Below are 18,890 nucleotides of genomic sequence, written 5' to 3' on the forward strand. Positions count from 1 at the left end.
GGCAGGCGTGCGGCCCGGTCAGTAGCGGTCCCGGGGGTCCTCCCGGGCCACCGGCGGGCGGTCGTCCTCGCGTCGGTCCTCGTCCCGGCGCTCGTCCAGCTCCTCCAGCAGGGACCGGATCTCCGAGCGCAGGAAGTCGCGGGTGGCCACGTCACGCAACGCGATCTTCAGCGCCGCGACCTCGCGGGTGAGGAACTCGGTGTCGGCCAGCGCCCGGGCGCTCTCGGCCCGGTCCTGCGCGCCCTGCACCCGGTCGCGGTCGTCCTGGCGGTTCTGCGCGAGCAGGATCAGCGGCGCCGCGTACGAGGCCTGCAGGGACAGGATCAGGGTCAGCAGCGTGTAGTTGAGGGCTCGCGGGTCGAACTGCGAGTCCTGCGGCGCCAGGGTGTTCCACAGCAGCCAGACCGTGACGAACGCCGTCATGTAGACGAGGAACCGGGCCGTGCCCATGAACCGGGCGAACCGCTCCGCGCCGCGGCCGAAGCTCTCGGGGTCCACCTGCGGGCGCAGCCGCAGCCGGCGTCCCGTGCGCGGCTGGGGGGTGTCCAGGCCCGCGGGGGTACGGCGGCCGTCGCGACCGCCCCGGCTGTGCCGGCTGCGCCGGCCGGCGCCGTCCTCCTCAGCCACCGGACCGACCCCCCGTCCCGCCGTCGCTCCGGCCCGCACCACCGGCCCGGCCCGCGCCGTCGGGGCGGTCCTCGGGTCGGCGGCGCCCGACCAGGCCCTCGGCCGTGGTGGAGGCCAGCGCGGCCGCCCGGCGCCGCGCGAAGGAGCGGACCACCTCGGCCGGGTCCTCCTGCTCGCGCCAGTCGTCGGGCAGCAGGTGGTCGAGGACGTCGTCGACGGTCACCACGCCCACCAGGCGGCCGGAGGCGTCCACGACCGGCGCGGACACCAGGTTGTACGTGGCCAGGTGCCGGCTGATCGACAGCAGCTTGGCGTCGGTGGGCAGCGGCTCCAGGGCGCGGTCGACGGCGTTGCCCAGCTGCGACTGCGGCGGCTCGCGCAGCAGCCGCTGGACGTGGACGACGCCGAGGAACCGACCGGTCGGGGCCTCCAGCGGGGGGCGGCAGACGAACACCGCGGCGGCCATGGCCGGGGCCAGCTCGGCGCGGCGCACCATGGCCAGGGCCTCGGCGACCGTCGCCTCGGGCGGCAGGACGACCGGCTCGCTGGTCATGATGCCGCCGGCGGTGTCCTCGTCGTAAGCCAGCAGGCGGCGGACCTGCGCAGCCTCCTCCGGCTCCATGATCGCCAGCAGCTTGGCCGCGGTCTCCTCGTCGAGGTCCGACAGCAGGTCCGCGGCGTCGTCGGGCTCCATCGCCTCCAGGACGTCGGCGGCCCGCTCGGACTTCAGCCCGGTGACGATCTCGATCTGGTCGTCCTCGGGCAGCTCCTCCAACACGTCGGCGAGCTTCTCGTCGTCCAGGGCCGCGGCCACCTCACGACGCCGCTTGGGGGCCATGGCGTGCAGCACCTCGGCCAGGTCGGCGGCCTTGAGCTCGTCGAAGGCCGCCAGCAGGCTGGCCGCGCCCTGCGGGCCCGTGCCCTGGGTGACGAGGCTGCTGACCTCGTCCAGCTCGACGAGGAAGCTCTCGCCCCGGCGGCGCAGCCGACTGCCCCCGCGGTTGGGCCGGACCCGGCGGACGAACAACCGGGTGACCACCCAGTCGTGCCCGCGCGACTGCTCGAAGCCGACGTCCTCGATGGACACCGCGCCGCTGCCGTCGGTCAGGTCGAGCTGGCGGTCCAGCAGCTCGGCCAGCACCAGGGTCTCGGCGGCGCGCTGCTCGAAGCGACGCATGTTGACCAGGCCCGTGGTGATGACCTGCGTGGCCTCCATCGACGTCACGCGGGTCAGCGGCAGGAACACGCGTCGTCGGCCGGGCACCTCGACGACCAGGCCCACGGCCCGCGCCCGGGTCGCGCCGAGGACGACGACGACGTCGCGGACCCGACCGACCTGGTCGCCCGACGGGTCGAAGACCGCCAGCCCGGCGAGCCGGGCGGCGAAGACGCGCGTCGGGGATGTGCTCACGGTGGCCGAGTATCCCGCAGGTCGGGGCGGGCGGCGTCGTCCCGGCCGGGTGGGGCACAGTTCCCCCTCGTGAGCCTGCCGCCGGACCCCGTGCCCCACCGGCTGACCGGGGTCGACCTGGCCGTCATCGCCGTCGGTGTCGTCGGGGTGTCCGTCGCGGCCCCGGTGGCCGGCGCGACGGCGGCGCCGGCGCTGGCGGTGGCGTTCTGGCGGACCGCGGCCGGGGCGGCCTTCTACCTGCCGGCCGGGGTGCGGGGGCTGCGTCGTCGCCGGCGCACGGTGGGGCCGCTGTCCCGCCGGACCGTGACGGCCGCGCTCTGGTCGGGGGCGTTCCTCGCGCTGCACTTCATGCTGTGGATCCCGTCGCTGCGCCTGACCAGCGTGACCGCGTCGACGGCCCTGGTGACGACCACCCCGTTGTGGGTGGTGCTGATCCAGCGGCTGCGGGGCCGGCCGGTGTCCCGTGCGGTCCTGGTGGGTGTGCTCGTCGCCTTCGGCGGGGTGCTGCTCGTGACCGGGGTGGACGCCACGGTGTCGCCGACCGCCCTGCTGGGCGACGCCATGGCCCTGGCCGGTGGCGCGGCCGCGGCCGGCTACTCGCTGACCGCGGAGACCGCCCGGCGGGAGATGTCGACCTCGTCGTACTCGGCCGTGGCCAACAGCGTCTGCGCCTCGTTGACGCTGGTGGTCTGCCTGACCCTGGGGGTGCCGCTGCTCGGCTTCGACACCGTGACGTGGGTGGAGGTCGCCGTGATCGCGGTGGCCTCGCAGATCGTCGGTCACGCGCTGCTCAACCTGGCCATCCTGCGGGCGGGGGCCACGACGGTGACGCTGGCCATCCTGCTGGAGACCCCGACGGCGTCCCTGATCGCCTGGCTGTGGCTGGGGGAGCTGCCCCCGCTGCTCGTGGTGCCGGGGGCCGTGCTCGTGCTCGTGGGGCTGGCGGTGGTCGTGCGGGCGCGCCGACAACCGGCGGAGTCGCCGGCGTAGCTGGTCGACCGGGTCCTTTGCGGGGCCCTGCGCCGGGGCACGCGGGGTCCTGCGCCGGGTCATGCGGGGCCCTGCACCGGGTCATCCGGTGGCCCTGCACCGGGTCATCCTCGCTGTCAGTCCGGGCGTGCGGATGGTTGACCCACCTGTGTGTTAGCGATAACAATGCAGGCCCGGGCAGTCCTCGTGGGCTCGCGGCGTCGTCGAGGTGGACGGCGTCGGCGGGTCGGTCGGCGGCCGTGCGGGCGCGCCGGGCGACGGAGCCGGGTGGCCCGTCCGTCTGCCCCGGGGACGGCATGACGAAGGGCAGAGCATGAGCAGAACCGTCCGCAGGTCGAGGCCGACCGGGATCAGGGTGGTGGGAGCCCTGACGGCCCTGGCCGTGTGCGCGGGCGGGGCCGCCGTGACGGCGTCCGCCGCCGCCGGTCGGGCCGCCCCGGTGTCGTCGACGCAGCCCGGGGCCGCGCCCGAGGACGGCGTCGTCGGCGGGCTGGTCCACCGGTTCCCGCTGGACGAGACCAGCGGGACCACGCTGGCCAACACCGGCAGCTCCGGCGAGGAGGCCACGCTGGTCAACGCCGACAAGGCCGAGCTGACCGGTGACGGCGTGCGGTTCAACCCCGAGTCGTACGAGACCGCGCTCGAGGGCGCGTACGTGGACCTGCCGGACGACATCACCGCGGGGATGACGGAGGTGACGGTCGACTACGACGTCTGGGTCGACCCGGCCAACGTCGGCAACCACCAGATCTTCGGCTTCGGCAGCAAGTCGGGCTCCTGCGACGTGAACGCCGGCGGCCAGGGCGCGCTGTGGGCCTCGAACACCGCGCCGCGGCCGGGCTCGCGGTTCCGCGTCGTGGTCGGCAACCGCAGCCTGATGCAGAACGGCGGGCGCCTGACCGAAGGGGCGTGGAAGCACGTCACGTACACGCAGGCTCGTAACGCCGGCGGCACCACCTGGACCGGCACGGTGTTCGTCGACGGGGTGCAGTACGCGCAGGCGACCGACCTGACCACCCCGCCCTCGGTGAACGCGGCCGGCACGAGCTGCAACTACCTCGCGCGGTCGCAGAACCCGGCCGACTACTCCTTCCGCGGCACGCTGGCCGACTTCCGGGTCTACGACCGGGCGGTGAGCACCGAGGAGGTGCTCGCGCTGGCCGAGGAGACCGTGGTCGAGGGCGCCCGCGACGACGCCGCGGCGATCGACCTGGGCACGGTGGACGAGATCGTCCGCGACATCGTCCTGCCCGAGGTCGGCTCGGTGGCCGGGTCCGCGATCACCTGGACCAGCTCCGACCCGTCGGTCGTCGACGTCTACACCCCGCCCGCCACGGCGCCCAAGGTCCCGGTGACGGGTCGGATCACCCGACCCGCCCAGGGGGAGCCGGACGCGACGGCCACGCTGACCGCGACGGTCCGCAAGGGCGTCGACGAGGTCGTCGTGCGCGAGATCGTCGTCACGGTGGCGGCCGAGTTCGACGACGCGGAGGCCGTCGTCCGCGACACCAGCGAGCTGGAGCTGTACTCGACCGACGACGTGCGCGGCAACATCGACCTGCCGGCGCAGGGCGACTCCGGGTCGACCATCACCTGGGAGTCGACGACCGACCTGGTGTCGGAGACCGGTGAGGTGACCCGACCCGCCTACGGCCGGGCCGACGTCGAGGCCACGCTGACGGCCACGCTGACGCGAGGGGCGGAGTCGCAGACCAAGGAGTTCGAGGTCACGATCCGCTCGATGCCGCGCGTGGAGGAGTACGAGCGGTACTTCCTCGGCTACTTCAAGGGCGAGAACCTGGCCGACGGCGAGCAGATCATGTTCGCCACGTCCAACGGCAACACCGCCCTCGACTGGACCGGTCTGACCGGCGGGCAGCCCTCGCTGATCTCGCAGCAGGGCGACCAGGGGCTGCGCGACCCCCACATCGTGCGGTCCCCCGACGGTGACACCTACTACATGATCGCCACCGACCTGAACTGGTACGACCAGGGCGGCTACAACATCAACGACACCCAGTACATCGAGGTCTTCGAGTCCAACGACCTCGTCAACTGGACCCCGCAGCGCCACGTGAAGGTCGCACCCGACGACGCCGGGAACGCGTTCGCGCCGGAGTCGCTGTGGGTGGACGAGATCGGCGCCTACGCGGTGTTCTGGGCCCAGTCGCTGTGGGACGACCCGGTCAACCGCACCGGGCAGGGCAACGCGCAGATGTGGATCAGCACCACCCGCGACTTCCAGACCTTCACCGAGGCGAAGGTCTGGCAGGACCCGGCCCCGCTGTCGCGCATCGACACCACCGGGATCAAGGTCGGCGACCAGTACTACCGGTTCACCAAGAACGAGGCCGGCAACGCGGGCTCGGACCTGTTCTCGGAGAAGAACGAGGACTTCCTGGAGAGCGACATCGACGCCTGGGAGCTGGTGGCGCCGGCGCTGGGCCGCACGACGTGGCAGCCGGACGCGGGCTACGAGGGTCCGGTGGTCTTCGAGGCCAACCCCGGTGACACCGCCTGCCCGGACCAGTTCTACCTGTGGGGCGACCGGTACACGAACGGCGGGGGCTACCAGGCCGCGTGCAGCGAGGACATCGAGGCCGTGACCTGGGACCCGAAGACGATCACCATGACCAACGCCGGCGTGCCGCGTCCGCGTCACGGCACGGTCATCCCGATCACGGTGCGGGAGTGGAACGACGTGCGCGGGATCCCGAACTCCGACGTGGCCACGACCACCGAGCTCGAGGTCCCCGGCACGGCGGAGGAGGGTGAAGGCGTCACGGTCACGGCGGTGGTCGAGGCGGCGGACACCTTCGAGACCGGTGGCCAGGTGCGGTTCAGCGCGGGGGCGTGGACCGAGACGGTCTACCTGGACGGCGACGGCGTGGCCACGGCGCAGCTGCCCGACGACCTGCCCGCGGGCGAGCGGACGGTGACGGCGGAGTTCCTGGGCTTCGGCATCCTTGAGCCGTCCTCGGACCGTGCGGACCTGGACGTGCTGCCCGCGCTGGACGCGACCGTCACCACCCAGGTGCGGTGCCTGGGCGGCCGGGGCTCCGTGTTCACGGTGCGCGTGGCCAACGACGACGACGTCCGCGTCGACGCCGTGGTCACCACCCCGTTCGGCTCCGTGACGATGCCGGCCGTGGCGGCCGGCGGGTACGGGCTGCACCCGTTCCGGACCGGCGCGACCGTCGTGCCCGCGGGCAGCAGCACGGTCGAGCTGACGGCGACGGTGTCGGGTGAGGCCGTCACGTCCACCATCCAGGTCGACCACCCCGAGACGAGGTGCGTGGGCTGACGTCGGCCGGGCCGGCCGCACCCGCCTCGGGGGATGGTGCGGCCGCGCCCGGCTCGAGGGTGGTGCGCCCGCGCCCGGCCAGGCCATGGTGCGGCCTTGCCCGGCCCGAGGGATGGCGCCAGCCGCGTCCGGCCCGGGGCCGCGACTGCTCTGCACGGCCGACCGGTGGTTACCGGTCGGCCGTGCTCGTCCGCGCCTCACCTGCCGTTCAGAACGGCGGTGCGGCGTCGTCCACCGGGTCGCACCGAACGTCGGTCGGTCCGGCAGCGACGTCGTCGGGTTCGTCGGCGTCATCGGGATGCATGTCGGTGCGAGGTGGTGGTCGTCCCCAGCTGGGTGGGTGGGTGACGTGCTGGTGGCCGGTGGGGGTGGTCCAGGTGGTGGTGCCGTCGGGGGTGATGGTGAGGGTGTAGCCGGCTTGGTGCTTGCAGGTGTGGTGCAGGCGGCACTCGGTGGCCATGGTGGTGTGGCAGGTGGGGCCGTGGGGGAAGGGGGTGACGTGGTCGAGGTCGCAGGCGGCGGCGCGGCGGCGGCAGGTGGGGAAGCGGCAGGTCTGGTCGCGGGCGCGGATGAGGGCGGCGACGGCGGTGCTGGGGCGGTAGGTGCGGTGACGGGTGTCGGCCAGCCCGCAGCCGCAGGGGGTGCCGGGCCCGGCGCCGGATGCGGGCGCTGAGCCGGGCGCGGGTGAAGGCGCTGACCCGCAGCCGGGCGAGGACGCGGAGCCGGGCGAGGACGCGGAGCCGGGTGCGGGTGCCGGCGCTGATCGGGAGCCGGGCGAGGACGCGGTGCCGGGTGCGGACGCGGGTTCGGTTGCGGGGGACGCCTCGGGTCCTGGGGTGCCAGGTCCGGTCTCGGCTCCGCCGGGTCCGTGCGGGCCGCCAGCGCCGCCAGGGCTGGCAGGGCTGTTGGTGGTGTGGGTGCAGCCGCAGCTGCTCTGGCTGGTGTGCGTGAGGTGGCCGGTGGTCGGGTCGCTGTTCCAGCGGCGCCAGCGGGCGTCGGCGGCCAGGGCACGGGTCAGGGGGGCGGGGACGGGGCCGTAGCCGTCGAGGTCACCGGGTTCGTCGCCGCCGGCCAGGACGGTGCCGGCGGTGGCGACGAGGGCCAGGTCGATGCGGACGTTGTGGGCCCGGGTCAGGTCGTGGGAGTCACCGAGCAGGGTCGCGAGGAACACGTCGACCCGGGTCTGGTCCAACGTCCGCGCCGCGTCGTGACCGGACGCGGGTGCCGCGTAGGTGGCCGTGGCGGTCCCGACGTCGGTGCGGTCCGCTCGCAGGAGCTCGCGGGCGGTCCCGTCGAGCCGGGTGAACGCGGCGCCGAGCAGCTCCGCGCGACCGGTGATCGACAGCAGCGCCATCCCGTCCGGCAGCGACCGGTAGCTGCAGCCCCGACGTGTGTCCGCCTCCGCGGTCCGCTCCACCGCCCCCTGCGGGTCCGCCCGCAGCACCAGCCGCGTCAACCGCGCCGTCAGCTGCGCCGGCGTCAGCGCACCCGCCGCCCGCGCCGGACGCCGATCCGCCAACCCGGCCACGCTGCCCGGGTACAGCACCTCGGCCTCCACCGCTGCCGCGAGACGGTCCTCATCGCTCGCGTCAGCACCCGCCTCGCCGATCTCGCCCGTCTGCTCCCTCTCGCCGGTCTCACCGGTCTCACCGGTCTCGCCGGTCTCGCTGGTCTCGCCGGTCTCGCTGGTCTCGCTGGTCTCGCTGGTCTCGCCGGACGGCGTCCGTGACAGCCCGCGGACCGCGTCGCAGATCCGCCGCGCCCGCACCAGGTCGATCTCACCGCGCTGCAGCGCCTCGAAAGTCACCGGCCGCCTCAGGACCAGCTCCACCGCCAGCTCCACCCGCTCCCGCGCCAGCACCGGCGACACCGTCAACGCCAGCGACACCTCCTGCGCCGTGAACCGGTCCACCCCCTCCAGATCCACCCCCCGCACCCGCGTGGTGCCCGGCACCAGCCCCCGGGCCACGTCGGCCTCTCGCGCCGCCGCCACCGCTGCCGCCAGGGCCTGCCGCCGACGGACCTCGGTCAAGGTCGCCACCGCCTGCAGCTCCATGGCGTCAGCCGCCGCCCGCACGAACCCCGTGGAGGACATCGCTGCCACCGCGGCCACGGCCAGGTCCCCACCCGCATCACCGCCCGCGTCAGGGACCGGCACCTCGTTCGACGACATACCGAGACGCTAGGCACCACCCCGGACACAACCCTGGACAGGCCTCCGCCGGCCCGGCCCCGCACGCGGCCCCGTCCGCCCGCTCACCCGGCCGCCCGACCCGCCCGCCTCGGTAGCGTGGCCGTCATGACCGTCCCGGCCCCGCCGCACGACCGACGGCCCCCGCGCGCCCGCCGCTCCGTGCTCGCCGTCCCCGGCTCGAGCACGCGCATGATCGACAAGTCCCGCGGCCTGCCCGTCGACGTTCTGTTCCTCGACCTGGAGGACGCGGTGGCGGAGGGGGCGAAGGCGACGGCCCGGGACCACGTCGTCGCGGCCCTGCGCGAGGGCGGCTGGCACGCACCGACCGTCACCGTGCGCGTCAACGGCTGGGCCAGCGCCCACACCCTGGCCGACGTGTCCGCCGTCGTGCAGGGGGCCGGCGACCGGGTCGACGCCCTGGTGCTGCCCAAGGCCTCCGACCCCTCGCACGTCCGGGCGCTCGACCTGGTCCTGGGCCAGCTGGAGCGGGTCGCCGGCCTGCCCGAGGGACGCATCGGGCTCGAGGTCCAGGTGGAGGACGCCTCGGGCCTGCTGCACGCCCCGGCGCTGGCGGCGGCCAGCCCCCGCGTGGAGTCGCTGGTGCTCGGCCCGGCCGACCTGATGGCCGACCTGGGCATGCGTTCCCTGGACGTCGGCGAGCAGCCCGATGGCTACGCCCCGGGCGACGCGCACCACCACACGCTGCTCAGCATCCTCGTGGCGGCCCGGGCCCACGGGGTCCACGCCGTCGACGGTCCCTACCTGCAGGTGAGGGACGTCGAGGGTTTCCGCCGCCACGCCCGGCGCAGCGCGGCCCTGGGCTACGACGGCAAGTGGGTGCTGCACCCGGACCAGGTCGACGTCTGCAACGAGGTGTTCAGCCCGTCGCAGGCCGCATACGAACGGGCCGAGGACGTCCTGGACGCCCTGGCCTGGTTCGCCTCCCCGGACGGTGGTGGCCGGGGGGCGGCGATGCTGGGCGACGAGATGGTCGACGCCGCCAGCGCCGCCATGGCCCGCCGGGTCGTGGCCGCCGGCCGCGCGGCCGGGCTGCAGCGGGCACGAGCCTGGACCCCGCCCGACGACGTCACCGGTCCGTAAGGAGGATCCAGTCCCGCGACCGCTGCGTCGGGCCGCCCGGGTCCTACCCTGAGGCATGGCTCGGCTGCTGGTCGTCGACGACGACCGAACGGTCGCCGAGGTGGTGTCGCGCTACCTGCTGCGCGCCGGTCACGAGGTCTCCGTGGCCCACGACGGCCCCTCGGCCCTGGTGCTGGCGGCTCCCGACCCCCCGGGACGGCCGGCGGACCTGGTCGTGCTCGACGTCATGCTGCCGGGACTGGACGGCATCGAGGTCTGCCGCCGGCTCCGCCAGGTGTCCGACGTCCCGGTCATCATGCTGACCGCGCTGGGGGCCGAGGTGGACCGCGTGCTGGGGCTGGAGGTGGGGGCGGACGACTACGTGACCAAGCCGTTCAGCAACCGCGAGCTGGTGCTTCGGGTGGCCTCGGTGCTGCGTCGCCGGGCCGCCGGCGCCCGGCCGACGGACGAGCCCGCCGACGGTCAGGAGGCCCGGCTGAGGAGCGGGACGCTGGTCGTGGACCCGGTGGCCCGCACCGTGACCCGGGACGGGGCCCCGGTGTCGTTGACGCTGCGCGAGCTCGACCTGCTGCTGCACCTGCTGCGCCACCCGGGCCGCGCGTTCAGCCGCGACGACCTGCTGTCGCAGGTGTGGGGGTGGGACTTCGGCGACCACTCGACGGTCACGGTGCACGTGCGTCGGCTGCGGCACAAGATCGAGGCCGACCCGGCCCGGCCGGAGCTGCTGGCCACGGTGTGGGGGATCGGTTACCGCTGGGACGGTCGGGTGTCCGGTGGGACCGCCTCGGCCGCGCCGTCGCCCGCCCCGTCGCCCGCCCCGGCGCCCGGCGGCGCCGCGTGACCCCGGCCGCCGCCCTGCCGCTGGCCTTCGCGGCCGGCGCCGCCGGAGGGGCCGTCGTGGGGACGGTCGGGTGGCTGCTCGCGCGCCGGTCCGGCTCGCTCCGGCTGGCCGTCCTCGTGCCCCCGGCGGCGGCCATCGCCGCGGTGCTGGCCTCCGTCCTGGTCTCCACGCAGGCCATGTACCTGACCGGTGAGCAGACCTGGCTGGTGCTGGCGGCCTGCGCGGGCGGCGCGCTCGTCGGTCTGGTGGTGGCGGCGCTGCTCGCCCGGCGCGTGCACCGCCTGGAGCAGGACGTGGCCCGGCAGCGCAGCGCACGGGAGGCCGACGAGCGCTCCGAGCAGGTCCGACGGCAGCTCGTCGCGGCCCTCACCCACGACCTGCGCACCCCGCTGGCCGGCATCCGCGCGATGGCCGAGGCCCTCGAGGACGGAATGGTGGAGGACCACGACGACTACCTGCGCCGGATCCGGGCGGAGGTCGACCGGACGGCGGTCATGGTGGACGACCTGTTCGAGCTGGCCCGCCTCCAGGGCGGCCCGGCCCGGCAGCAGCCGCGGCCGGTGCGGCTGCTGGAGGTGGTCGAGCAGGTGACGGGCACGCTGTCCGCCGTCGCCGCGTCACGAGAGGTCCGGCTGCACGTCGAGGACCTCACCGACGGCCGGGCCGTGGCCCACGTCGACCCCGAGGCCCTGCACCGGATCCTGTCCAACCTGGTGCTGAACGCGGTCCAGGCCGGGGACCGGGTCGTGGTCCGGCTTCCCGCCCCGCAGTCGGCTCCAGGGGACGGCGGGCAGGCCGTGCTGCAGGTGGACGACACCTGCGGCGGCATCCCCGAGGAGGACCTGCCGCGGGTCTTCGAGGCGGGCTGGCGCGGGGAGCGGGCCCGCACGCCGGGCAGCTCGGGCGCCGGTCTCGGCCTGGCCATCGTGCGCGAGCTGGTGCAGGGCGCGGGCGGCCAGGTCGAGGTGTCCGGCACGGGTACGGGCTGCCGGTTCGAGGTGCGCCTGCCCGTTTGCGGTGGCGGTGCGAGGGGTACCGGGTCAGAGTGAGAGCGACACCCGTCGCCCGGCCTCCCGAGGCCGCCTCGGGGTCCTCCACCCCGGTGCACGACACGTGCGCCGGGGTCTCGTGCCGCCGGACGACCGGTCGGCCGGGACCACAAGGACCACAAGGAACACGACAGATCGGAGCCTTCGTGCCTACCAACACCCCCCGCCGTGGTGGCTACACCGTCCCCGGCATGGACGAGGCGCAGGCCGCCGGCCTCACCGCCGTCCTGCAGGAGCGCCTCACCGCCCTCACCGACCTGCACCTGACGCTCAAGCACGTGCACTGGAACGTCGTGGGACCGCACTTCATCGCCGTGCACGAGATGCTCGACCCCCAGGTCGAGGACGTCCGGGCGATGACCGACGAGATCGCCGAGCGCATCGCCACCCTCGGCGGGTCCCCGGTCGGGACCATCGGCGCCATGGTGTCGCAGCGGTCCTGGGAGGACTACTCGCTGGGCCGGGCCGTGACCACCGAGCACCTCGGGGCGCTCGACGTCGTCTACCAGGGCGTCATCGCCGACCAGCGCGAGGCCATCGAGAAGGCCGGCGAGGTCGACCCGGTGAGCGAGGACATGCTGATCGGCCAGGCGGCCAAGCTCGAGCTGTTCCACTGGTTCGTCCGCGCCCACCTGGAGAGCTCCAGCGGGCAGCTGGCCACGGCCGGCGAGACGTCCGAGCAGGGTGCCGCGGACGCGGCGGCCGCCGCCGAGCGCTGAGCCCGGGGGAACCAGCCGCACCCCGCGAGCCGTTGACGGGCCGGGTACCGCAGCCGCGGTGCCCGGCCCGCGACGTCGGGGCGGGTGGCCGGGCCCGACGGCGACAGGCGGGCCCGCAGCGGTGGGAGGATGAGGGTCATGGCCTTCAGCGGAACCAGCAGCGGACGTGGTGTGCCCCGGCTCCCCACGCCGTTCCACGGCGAGCTCATCGCCAGCTACGCGACGTACGAGCAGGCGCAGCGGGCTGTGGACTACCTGTCGGACGAGAAGTTCCCCGTGCAGAAGGTGGCCATCATCGGCACCGACCTGCGGATGGTGGAGCGGGTCACCGGCCGGCTCACCTACCCGCGGGTCGCCGCGGCCGGCGCCGCCAGCGGGGCGTACTTCGGCCTGTTCGTCGGGCTGCTGCTGACGCTGTTCGGCACCGGCGGCCTCGACCTGTTCCTGGCCGCGGTCCTGATCGGCGCCGGGTTCGGCATGCTGTTCGGCGTCATCTCGTTCAGCTTCACCGGCGGGCGCCGCGACTTCACCTCGGCCAGCCAGATCGTCGCCTCGCAGTACCAGGTGGTGGCGGTCGCGGAGGTGGCCAACCAGGCCCGCAACACCCTGCGCAAGCTGCCCAACTCCGGCGTCGACGACGCGCCCGCGGGCTTCGGCGGGCCCCCCGTCCCCTGAGGCGGTGGGTCAGGCCCTGAGCCCGGCCATCCACTCCTGCACGGCGTCCGGCTCGCGCGGCAGCATCGCGGACAGGTTCTCCGCCCCGTCCGCGGTGACCAGCACGTCGTCCTCGATCCGGACGCCGATCCCGCGCAGCTCCTCGGGCACCAGCAGGTCGTCGGCGCGGAAGTACAGGCCCGGCTCGATGGTGAACACCATGCCGGGCTCCAGCGCCTGGCCCTGGTAGGTCTCGCGCGCCAGCCGGGCGCAGTCGTGCACGTCCAGGCCCAGGTGGTGGCTCGTGCCGTGCACCATCCAGCGCCGGTGCTGCCCGCCGGTGGCGGTGTCCAGGGACTCCTCCGGGCTGACGGGCAGCAGGCCCCAGGCGGCCAGCCGGTCGGCGATGACGGCCATCGCGGCCTCGTGCACCTCGCGGATCGTCGCCCCCGGTCGGGTGGCGGCGAACGCGGCGTCGGCCGCGTCCAGCACCGCGGTGTAGACCTGCCGCTGGGCCGGGGAGAAGCGTCCCGACACCGGCAGGGTGCGGGTGACGTCGGCCGTGTACAGCGAGTCGACCTCGACCCCGGCGTCGACGAGGACCAGGGCGTCGGCGGGCACGCGGCCGTCGTTGCGGATCCAGTGCAGCGTGCAGGCGTGGTCTCCCGCCGCGGCGATGACCTCGTAGCCGACGCCGTTGCCCTCCTCGCGCGCCCGCGCCGCGAAGACGCTCTCGATGACCCGCTCGCCGCGCGCGTGCTCGGCCGCCCGGGGCAGCGCGGCGACGACGTCGGCGAACCCGCGCGCGGTCGACTCGACGGCCTCGCGCAGCTGCTCGACCTCCCAGGCGTCCTTGACGCAGCGCAGCGCGGACACGGCGTCGGCCAGCGCGTCGTCGGAGGCCGTGGCCACGTCGAGGTCCAGGCCGTCGGCCGACCGGGCCCGGTCCAGGTGGGCGGTGGTGCGCGGGTCGGCGTCGCGCACGACGCGCACGGTGGTGGCGCCCAGGTCCTTGACCAGGGCGTCGCCCAGCTCGTCCAGGTGCCGGGCGGGCAGGCCGGTCTCGGCCGACACCTCCGCCAGGGACTGCCGGGTGCCCACCCACAGCTCGCCGTAGCGGGCGTCGGCGTAGAACTCCTCGGTGTCGCGCCCGGCCCGCGGCCGGAAGAACAGCACGGCCTCGTGGCCGCCCTCGACCGGCTCGAGCACCAGGACGCAGTCCGGCTCGGTGTCGCCGCCCAGCCCGGTGAGGTACGCGAAGGCCGTGTGGGGGCGGTACCGGTGGTCGGTGTCGTTGCTGCGGACCTGCAGACCGCCCGCCGGCACGACCAGCCGGTCGGCGGGGAACCGGGCGGACAGCCGCTCCCGGCGCGCCACGGCGTGACGGGCCCCGGCGGCGGTGGCCGGCAGCGTGCCGGGGCGCTCGGCCCAGCCCGAGGCGACGAAGTCGCGGAACGCCTTGCTGCTGGGTCGCTGGCTGCGGGCGCCGGTCTCGGCCGCCCCCTGCTCGGTGGTGTCGCCGTCGGTCATGTCCGACATGGTCCCATCAGGCGACGGCGCGGGCGAACGCCTGGGTGACGGCCCGGGCCGCAGCCGCCTCCAGCGCCACCTGGTCCCGGGGGTCCCGCAGCGGTTCGCCCGCCCCGGTGGCCAGGGCCAGCACCACGTCGCCGTCGACCACGGTGTGGCTGGGGTCCACGGCCCGGGCCAGGCCGGCGTGCGCGGCCTGCGCCAGCCGGTGGGCGGTGGCCACGTCGAGCACGGCGTCGGTGACGACCACGACCAAGGTCGTGTTGAGCAACCCCGCGCCGGAGCCCGCGGGACCGGTGCCGCCGCCGTCCGGGCCACCATCGTCGTCCGGGCCGTCGCCGCCTCCGGTCGGGACCGCCGCCCCGGTCGGCGCCCCCGCGGCGTTCGCGACCACGACGGCGCCGATCAGGTGCGGGCTGCCGGGGACGGGACCGCCGACCACCCCCACGCCGCCGGGGGCGGTGCCGCCGCCGACCCGGCAGCCGGTCCCCGCGCCCACCCGGCCCTCCAGCGCGCCCTGTGCCGGACCGCCCGCCGCGAGCCCGGTCGTCGCCTCGCACGCGGCCTCGCCGAACCGGGCGTCCGGACGGGCCGCCGGGTCACCGCCGCGGCCCAGGTCGAACACGACCGCCGCCGGCACGATCGGCACCCGGACCGGGGGCCCGGGGGCGTCGGGGGGTGACACCACGAACCCCCGTCCTTGGCGCTCGCACCAGCGCATCACGCCGTCCGCGGTCGCCAGCCCGTAGGCGCTGCCGCCCGACAGGACCACGGCGTCCACGGTGCCGACCAGCGTCCCCGGGGCCAGGGCGTCGGTCTCGCGGGTGCCGGGGGCGCCGCCCGCGACGGCCACCGACCCGACCGTGCCCGGGGGCGGCAGCACGACCGTGCACCCGGTGAGCCAGCCGTCCCCGGTCGCGTCGGCGTGCCCCAGCAGCACCCCCTCGGGCCCGGGCAGCCGGCCGGCCGAGGTCCGCAGCGGGGGAGCAGGCGTCGGTTCCACGGCGACGACGCTACGCCGCGGCCCTAGCATCGGTCCCCGTGCCCTACGACCTGCACACCCACTCCACCGCCAGCGACGGCACCACGGCCCCCGCCGACGTGGTCCGGGCCGCCGCGGCCGCCGGGCTGAGCGGGCTGGCGCTGACCGACCACGACACCGGGGCGGGCCTGGCCGAGGCGGTCCGCGCGGCGGCGGACCTGGGTGTGGACCTGGTGCCCGGGGTGGAGATCTCCACCGCGGTGCGGGGCCGGTCGGTGCACCTGCTCGGCTACGGGGCCGTGACCGACGACCCGGCGCTGGCCCGGACGCTGGCCAGCACGGTCGACAGCCGGCTGGCCCGGCTGCGGCTGATCGTCGAGCGGCTGCAGGCCGTGGTGCCGGGCCTGTCGACCGACGACGTGCTGGCGCGGGTGCCGGTCGGGGTCACCCCCGGTCGCCCCCACGTGGCCGACGCGCTGGTGGCGGTGGGGGCGGTGGCCAGCCGGGACGAGGCGTTCGTCGAGCTGCTGGCCGAGGGCAGCCCCTACTACGTGGGCTACCGCGCGCCCGGCCTGCTGCAGACCGTCCGCGCGGTCGTCGCCGCCGGGGGCGCGGCGGTCGTGGCCCACCCCGCCTCCCGCTCGGCCGCCGACGTGCTGTCCGACGACGTCGTGGCCGAGCTCGCGGCGGCGGGACTGGTCGGCCTGGAGGTCGACCACCGCGACCACGACGAGCCGACCCGCGCCCGGCTGCGGGCGCTGGCGGCGGACATGGGTCTGCTGTGCACGGGGTCCAGCGACTTCCACGGCGCGGGCAAGCAGAACCGGATGGGCGAGAACACGACCCCCGACGACGTGGTCGAGCAGCTGCTCGCCGGAGCGGCGCGCGGGCGGCACTGACCCCGCCCGGCCCCCGCGCCCTGCGGTGCGAGGATGGGGCGATGTCCCGCGTGCTGGCGATCGCCAACCAGAAGGGCGGCGTGGCCAAGACCACGACCGCGGCCGCGCTGGCGACGGCGTTCCACGACCGGGGCCGACGCGTGCTGCTCGTCGACCTGGACTCGCAGGCCTGCCTGACTTTCGCCCTGGGCGTGGACGCCGACGCGGTGGACGCGAGCAGCCACGACGTCGTCCTGGGCCGGGCCGTGGCCGACGCGGTCGTGGTGACGGCCGAGGGCGTCGACCTGGTCCCGGCCACGCTCGAGCTCGCCGGCCTCGACGCTGCCGTCGTGGACCGCGCCGACCGGGACCTGCTGCTGCGCACCGCGCTGGCCGCGGTGGCCGACGACTACGACGACGTGGTCCTGGACTGCTCGCCGAGCCTGGGCGTGCTGACGCTCAACGCGCTCGCCGCGGCCGACGAGGTGTTGGTGCCGCTGACGGCCGAGATGCTCGGCCACCGCGCCGTGGGTCAGCTGCTGGACACCGTCGAGGACGTCCGCGAGCAGCTCAACCCGGCGTTGACCGTGGTGGGGCTGCTGCCGACCATGGTGGACCTGCGGACCTCGCACGCCCGGCAGGTCGTGGCCGACCTGGGGGAGCGGTACGGCCTGCCCGTCCTGGGCCCCGTGCCGCGCTCGGTCCGGGTGGCCGAGGCGCCCGCCCGGGGGCGCAGCGTGCTGGCCACGGCCGGGCGCTCGGCCGCCGCGCAGGCCTACCGGGACGTCGCCGACACGCTGCTGACCGGCCGCTGACGGCACTGCCGACCGCACTGCCGACCGCACTGCCGACCGCACGGCCGACCGGCCGCTGACGCGAGCAGCGCGCCGTCCCGGCGGGGACGACGCGCTGCGCGCTCGGGTGCTTCGGCTCAGTCGACGGTCGCGGGACTGGCCGCGTTGTCGGAGCCCTCGCCGCCGCGACCGCTGCGGCGGCGACGTCGACGCCGGGGGGTCCCGGCCTCGCCGTCGCCCACCGGGGTGGCGGTGACGTCGTCCACGGCCACGGGACCCGCGTCGGTCAGCAGCACGGTGGTCGAGCCGCCGGCCCGACGACGCCGGCGCGGCCGGGTGGTGCCCTGGTCGTCCGCGGGGTGGTCGCCGCCACGCTCCGGGGCCGGACCCTGGTCACGCTTCTCGCCGCGACCGGAGCGCTCGCCGCCCCGGCTCCCGCCACGGCCGCCGCGCTCGCCGCCACGGCCGCCGCGCTCGCCGTCGCGGCCGCCCTCACGGGGGGCGCGGGTGCGCTTGGGCGCGCCCTCGATGTCCTCGACCTCCTCCGCGTCCAGGCCGGCGCGGGTGCGCGCGGCCCGGGGCAGACGACCCGTGGTCCCCTCGGGGATCAGCAGGTCGGTGTACAGGTGCGGCGACGTGGAGTACGTCTCGACCGGCTCGTCGAACGGGATGCCGATCTCGCGCGCGATGACGGTCCAGCGCACGGTGTCGGCCCACTCCACGAACGTCACCGCCGTGCCTGCGGCCCCGGCCCGGCCGGTGCGACCGATCCGGTGGATGTAGGTCTTCGCGTCGTCGGGGCACTCGTAGTTGACGACGTGGGTGACGTCCTCGACGTCGATGCCGCGGGCGGCCACGTCGGTCGCGATGAGCACGTCGACCTTGCCGTTGCGGAACGCGCGCAGGGCCTGCTCGCGGGCGCCCTGGCCCAGGTCGCCGTGGATCGGCGCCGCAGCGAACCCGCGGGCGACCAGGTCGTCGGCCACCTTGGAGGCGTTTCGACGGGTCCGGGTGAAGACGATCGTCAGGCCGCGGCCCTCGGACTGCAGCAGCCGGGCCAGGCACTCGATGCGGTCCATCGGGTGGGTCCGGTAGGCGAACTGCTTGACGAGCTTGACGGTGGCGCCGTCGTCGTCGGGGTCGTGGGCCCGGATGTGCGTCGGCTGGGTCATGTAGGCCCGGGCCAACGACACGATCGCGGACGGCATCGTCGCGCTGAACAGCATCGTCTGTCGCCCGGCCGGGGTGCGCGAGAGCAGCCGCTCGACGTCGGGCAGGAACCCCAGGTCGAGCATCTCGTCCGCCTCGTCGAGGACGACGTGGCGGCAGCGGCTCAGGTCGAGGTGACCCTGCTGCACCAGGTCGTTGAGGCGACCCGGTGTGCCGACGACGATCTCGACGCCGGTGCGCAGGGCGTCGATCTGCGGCTCGTAGGCACGCCCGCCGAAGATGACCGTGACGCGGACGGCGCGGCGCTTGGCGGCGGTCGTCAGGTCCTGGGCCACCTGCAGGGCGAGCTCACGCGTGGGGGCGACGACGAGGGCCTGCGGCTTGCCGGGGGCCTCGAGGTCGTCGAAGCCGGGCTCGCCCGGTCCCACGACGCGCTGCACGAGCGGTATGCCGAATCCGAGGGTCTTGCCCGTGCCGGTCTTCGCCTGGCCGATGATGTCGGCCCCCTGCAGCGCGACCGGCAGGGTCATCGCCTGGATCGGGAACGGATGGGTGATCCCCGCGCCGGCGAGGGCCGCGCAGATCTCTGTCTGGACGCCGAAGTCGGCGAAGGTCTGGTCAGTCACTATGGGGCGATCCTAGCCGT

15 protein-coding genes are annotated in these 18,890 nt (G+C 75.3%); 9 read left to right on the forward strand and 6 right to left on the reverse strand.

The annotated features are described in order from the left end of the window. Nucleotides 1-18: 18 nt before the first annotated feature. Together SJY06_RS07400 and SJY06_RS07405 are read right to left on the reverse strand one after the other, a co-directional pair. Nucleotides 19-627 carry a DUF1003 domain-containing protein gene (locus SJY06_RS07400; protein WP_380166153.1) on the reverse strand — a complete coding sequence of 203 codons (609 nt, stop codon included), beginning with the start codon at nt 625-627 and terminating at the stop codon, nt 19-21. Next, the gene (locus SJY06_RS07405; RefSeq protein ID WP_380166155.1) at nt 620-2,038 is read right to left on the reverse strand and encodes a magnesium transporter MgtE N-terminal domain-containing protein; all 1,419 of its coding nucleotides are present in this window, start codon (nt 2,036-2,038) and stop codon (nt 620-622) included. Before SJY06_RS07405 ends, SJY06_RS07400 begins: the two co-directional genes overlap by 8 nt. Nucleotides 2,039-2,107: 69 nt before the next feature. Between SJY06_RS07405 and SJY06_RS07410 the strand changes: the two genes are divergently transcribed. Continuing rightward, nucleotides 2,108-3,028: a DMT family transporter gene (locus SJY06_RS07410; protein ID WP_380166157.1), complete on the forward strand. Its 921-nt coding sequence runs from the start codon at nt 2,108-2,110 to the stop codon at nt 3,026-3,028. 358 nt (nt 3,029-3,386) lie between these two features. Next, a complete protein-coding gene (locus SJY06_RS07415) occupies nt 3,387-6,332 on the forward strand; it encodes an immunoglobulin-like domain-containing protein (protein ID WP_380166159.1) in 2,946 nt (981 codons plus the stop codon). Between the two features lie 208 nt (nt 6,333-6,540). Here SJY06_RS07415 and SJY06_RS07420 read toward each other — a convergent pair whose 3' ends face one another. Further along, on the reverse strand, nt 6,541-8,505 hold the full coding sequence (locus tag SJY06_RS07420; protein ID WP_380166161.1) for a DUF222 domain-containing protein: 1,965 nt from the start codon (nt 8,503-8,505) through the stop codon (nt 6,541-6,543). Nucleotides 8,506-8,631: 126 nt separating this feature from the next. Between SJY06_RS07420 and SJY06_RS07425 the strand changes: the two genes are divergently transcribed. From SJY06_RS07425 to SJY06_RS07445, 5 genes are all read left to right on the forward strand, one after another. Beyond that, entirely contained in the window at nt 8,632-9,627 is a 996-nt protein-coding gene (locus SJY06_RS07425; protein ID WP_380166163.1) for an HpcH/HpaI aldolase/citrate lyase family protein, read from the forward strand. Between the two features lie 55 nt (nt 9,628-9,682). Continuing rightward, the gene (locus tag SJY06_RS07430; protein ID WP_380166165.1) at nt 9,683-10,468 is read left to right on the forward strand and encodes a response regulator transcription factor; all 786 of its coding nucleotides are present in this window, start codon (nt 9,683-9,685) and stop codon (nt 10,466-10,468) included. Further along, complete coding sequence (locus SJY06_RS07435) at nt 10,465-11,517, forward strand: sensor histidine kinase (protein WP_380166167.1); 1,053 nt, start codon at nt 10,465-10,467, stop codon at nt 11,515-11,517. Before SJY06_RS07430 ends, SJY06_RS07435 begins: the two co-directional genes overlap by 4 nt. 146 nt (nt 11,518-11,663) lie before the next feature. Then, a complete protein-coding gene (locus SJY06_RS07440) occupies nt 11,664-12,236 on the forward strand; it encodes a Dps family protein (protein WP_380166169.1) in 573 nt (190 codons plus the stop codon). A gap of 138 nt (nt 12,237-12,374) precedes the next feature. Beyond that, entirely contained in the window at nt 12,375-12,911 is a 537-nt protein-coding gene (locus tag SJY06_RS07445) for a general stress protein (RefSeq protein WP_380166171.1), read from the forward strand. A gap of 9 nt (nt 12,912-12,920) precedes the next feature. Here the strand turns inward: SJY06_RS07445 and SJY06_RS07450 are convergent, their stop codons facing one another. After that, nucleotides 12,921-14,420, reverse strand: coding sequence for an aminopeptidase P family protein (locus tag SJY06_RS07450; protein ID WP_380166173.1), 1,500 nt, complete (start codon nt 14,418-14,420; stop codon nt 12,921-12,923). Nucleotides 14,421-14,436: 16 nt separating this feature from the next. Further along, nucleotides 14,437-15,423, reverse strand: a complete 987-nt coding sequence (locus SJY06_RS07455; protein WP_380166175.1) for a P1 family peptidase — start codon at nt 15,421-15,423, stop codon at nt 14,437-14,439. Between the two features lie 38 nt (nt 15,424-15,461). Here SJY06_RS07455 and SJY06_RS07460 point away from each other — a divergent pair, with 38 nt between their 5' ends. Then, complete coding sequence (locus SJY06_RS07460; RefSeq protein ID WP_380166177.1) at nt 15,462-16,301, forward strand: PHP domain-containing protein; 840 nt, start codon at nt 15,462-15,464, stop codon at nt 16,299-16,301. 41 nt (nt 16,302-16,342) lie between these two features. Beyond that, entirely contained in the window at nt 16,343-17,095 is a 753-nt protein-coding gene (locus SJY06_RS07465) for a ParA family protein (RefSeq protein ID WP_380166179.1), read from the forward strand. 116 nt (nt 17,096-17,211) lie between these two features. Here the strand turns inward: SJY06_RS07465 and SJY06_RS07470 are convergent, their stop codons facing one another. Then, entirely contained in the window at nt 17,212-18,870 is a 1,659-nt protein-coding gene (locus tag SJY06_RS07470) for a DEAD/DEAH box helicase (RefSeq protein WP_380166181.1), read from the reverse strand. Between the last annotated feature and the right edge of the window lie 20 nt (nt 18,871-18,890).

Source organism: Jannaschia sp. R86511 (assembly GCF_042466345.1).
Lineage (GTDB): Bacteria > Actinomycetota > Actinomycetes > Actinomycetales > JBBAYJ01 > Aquipuribacter.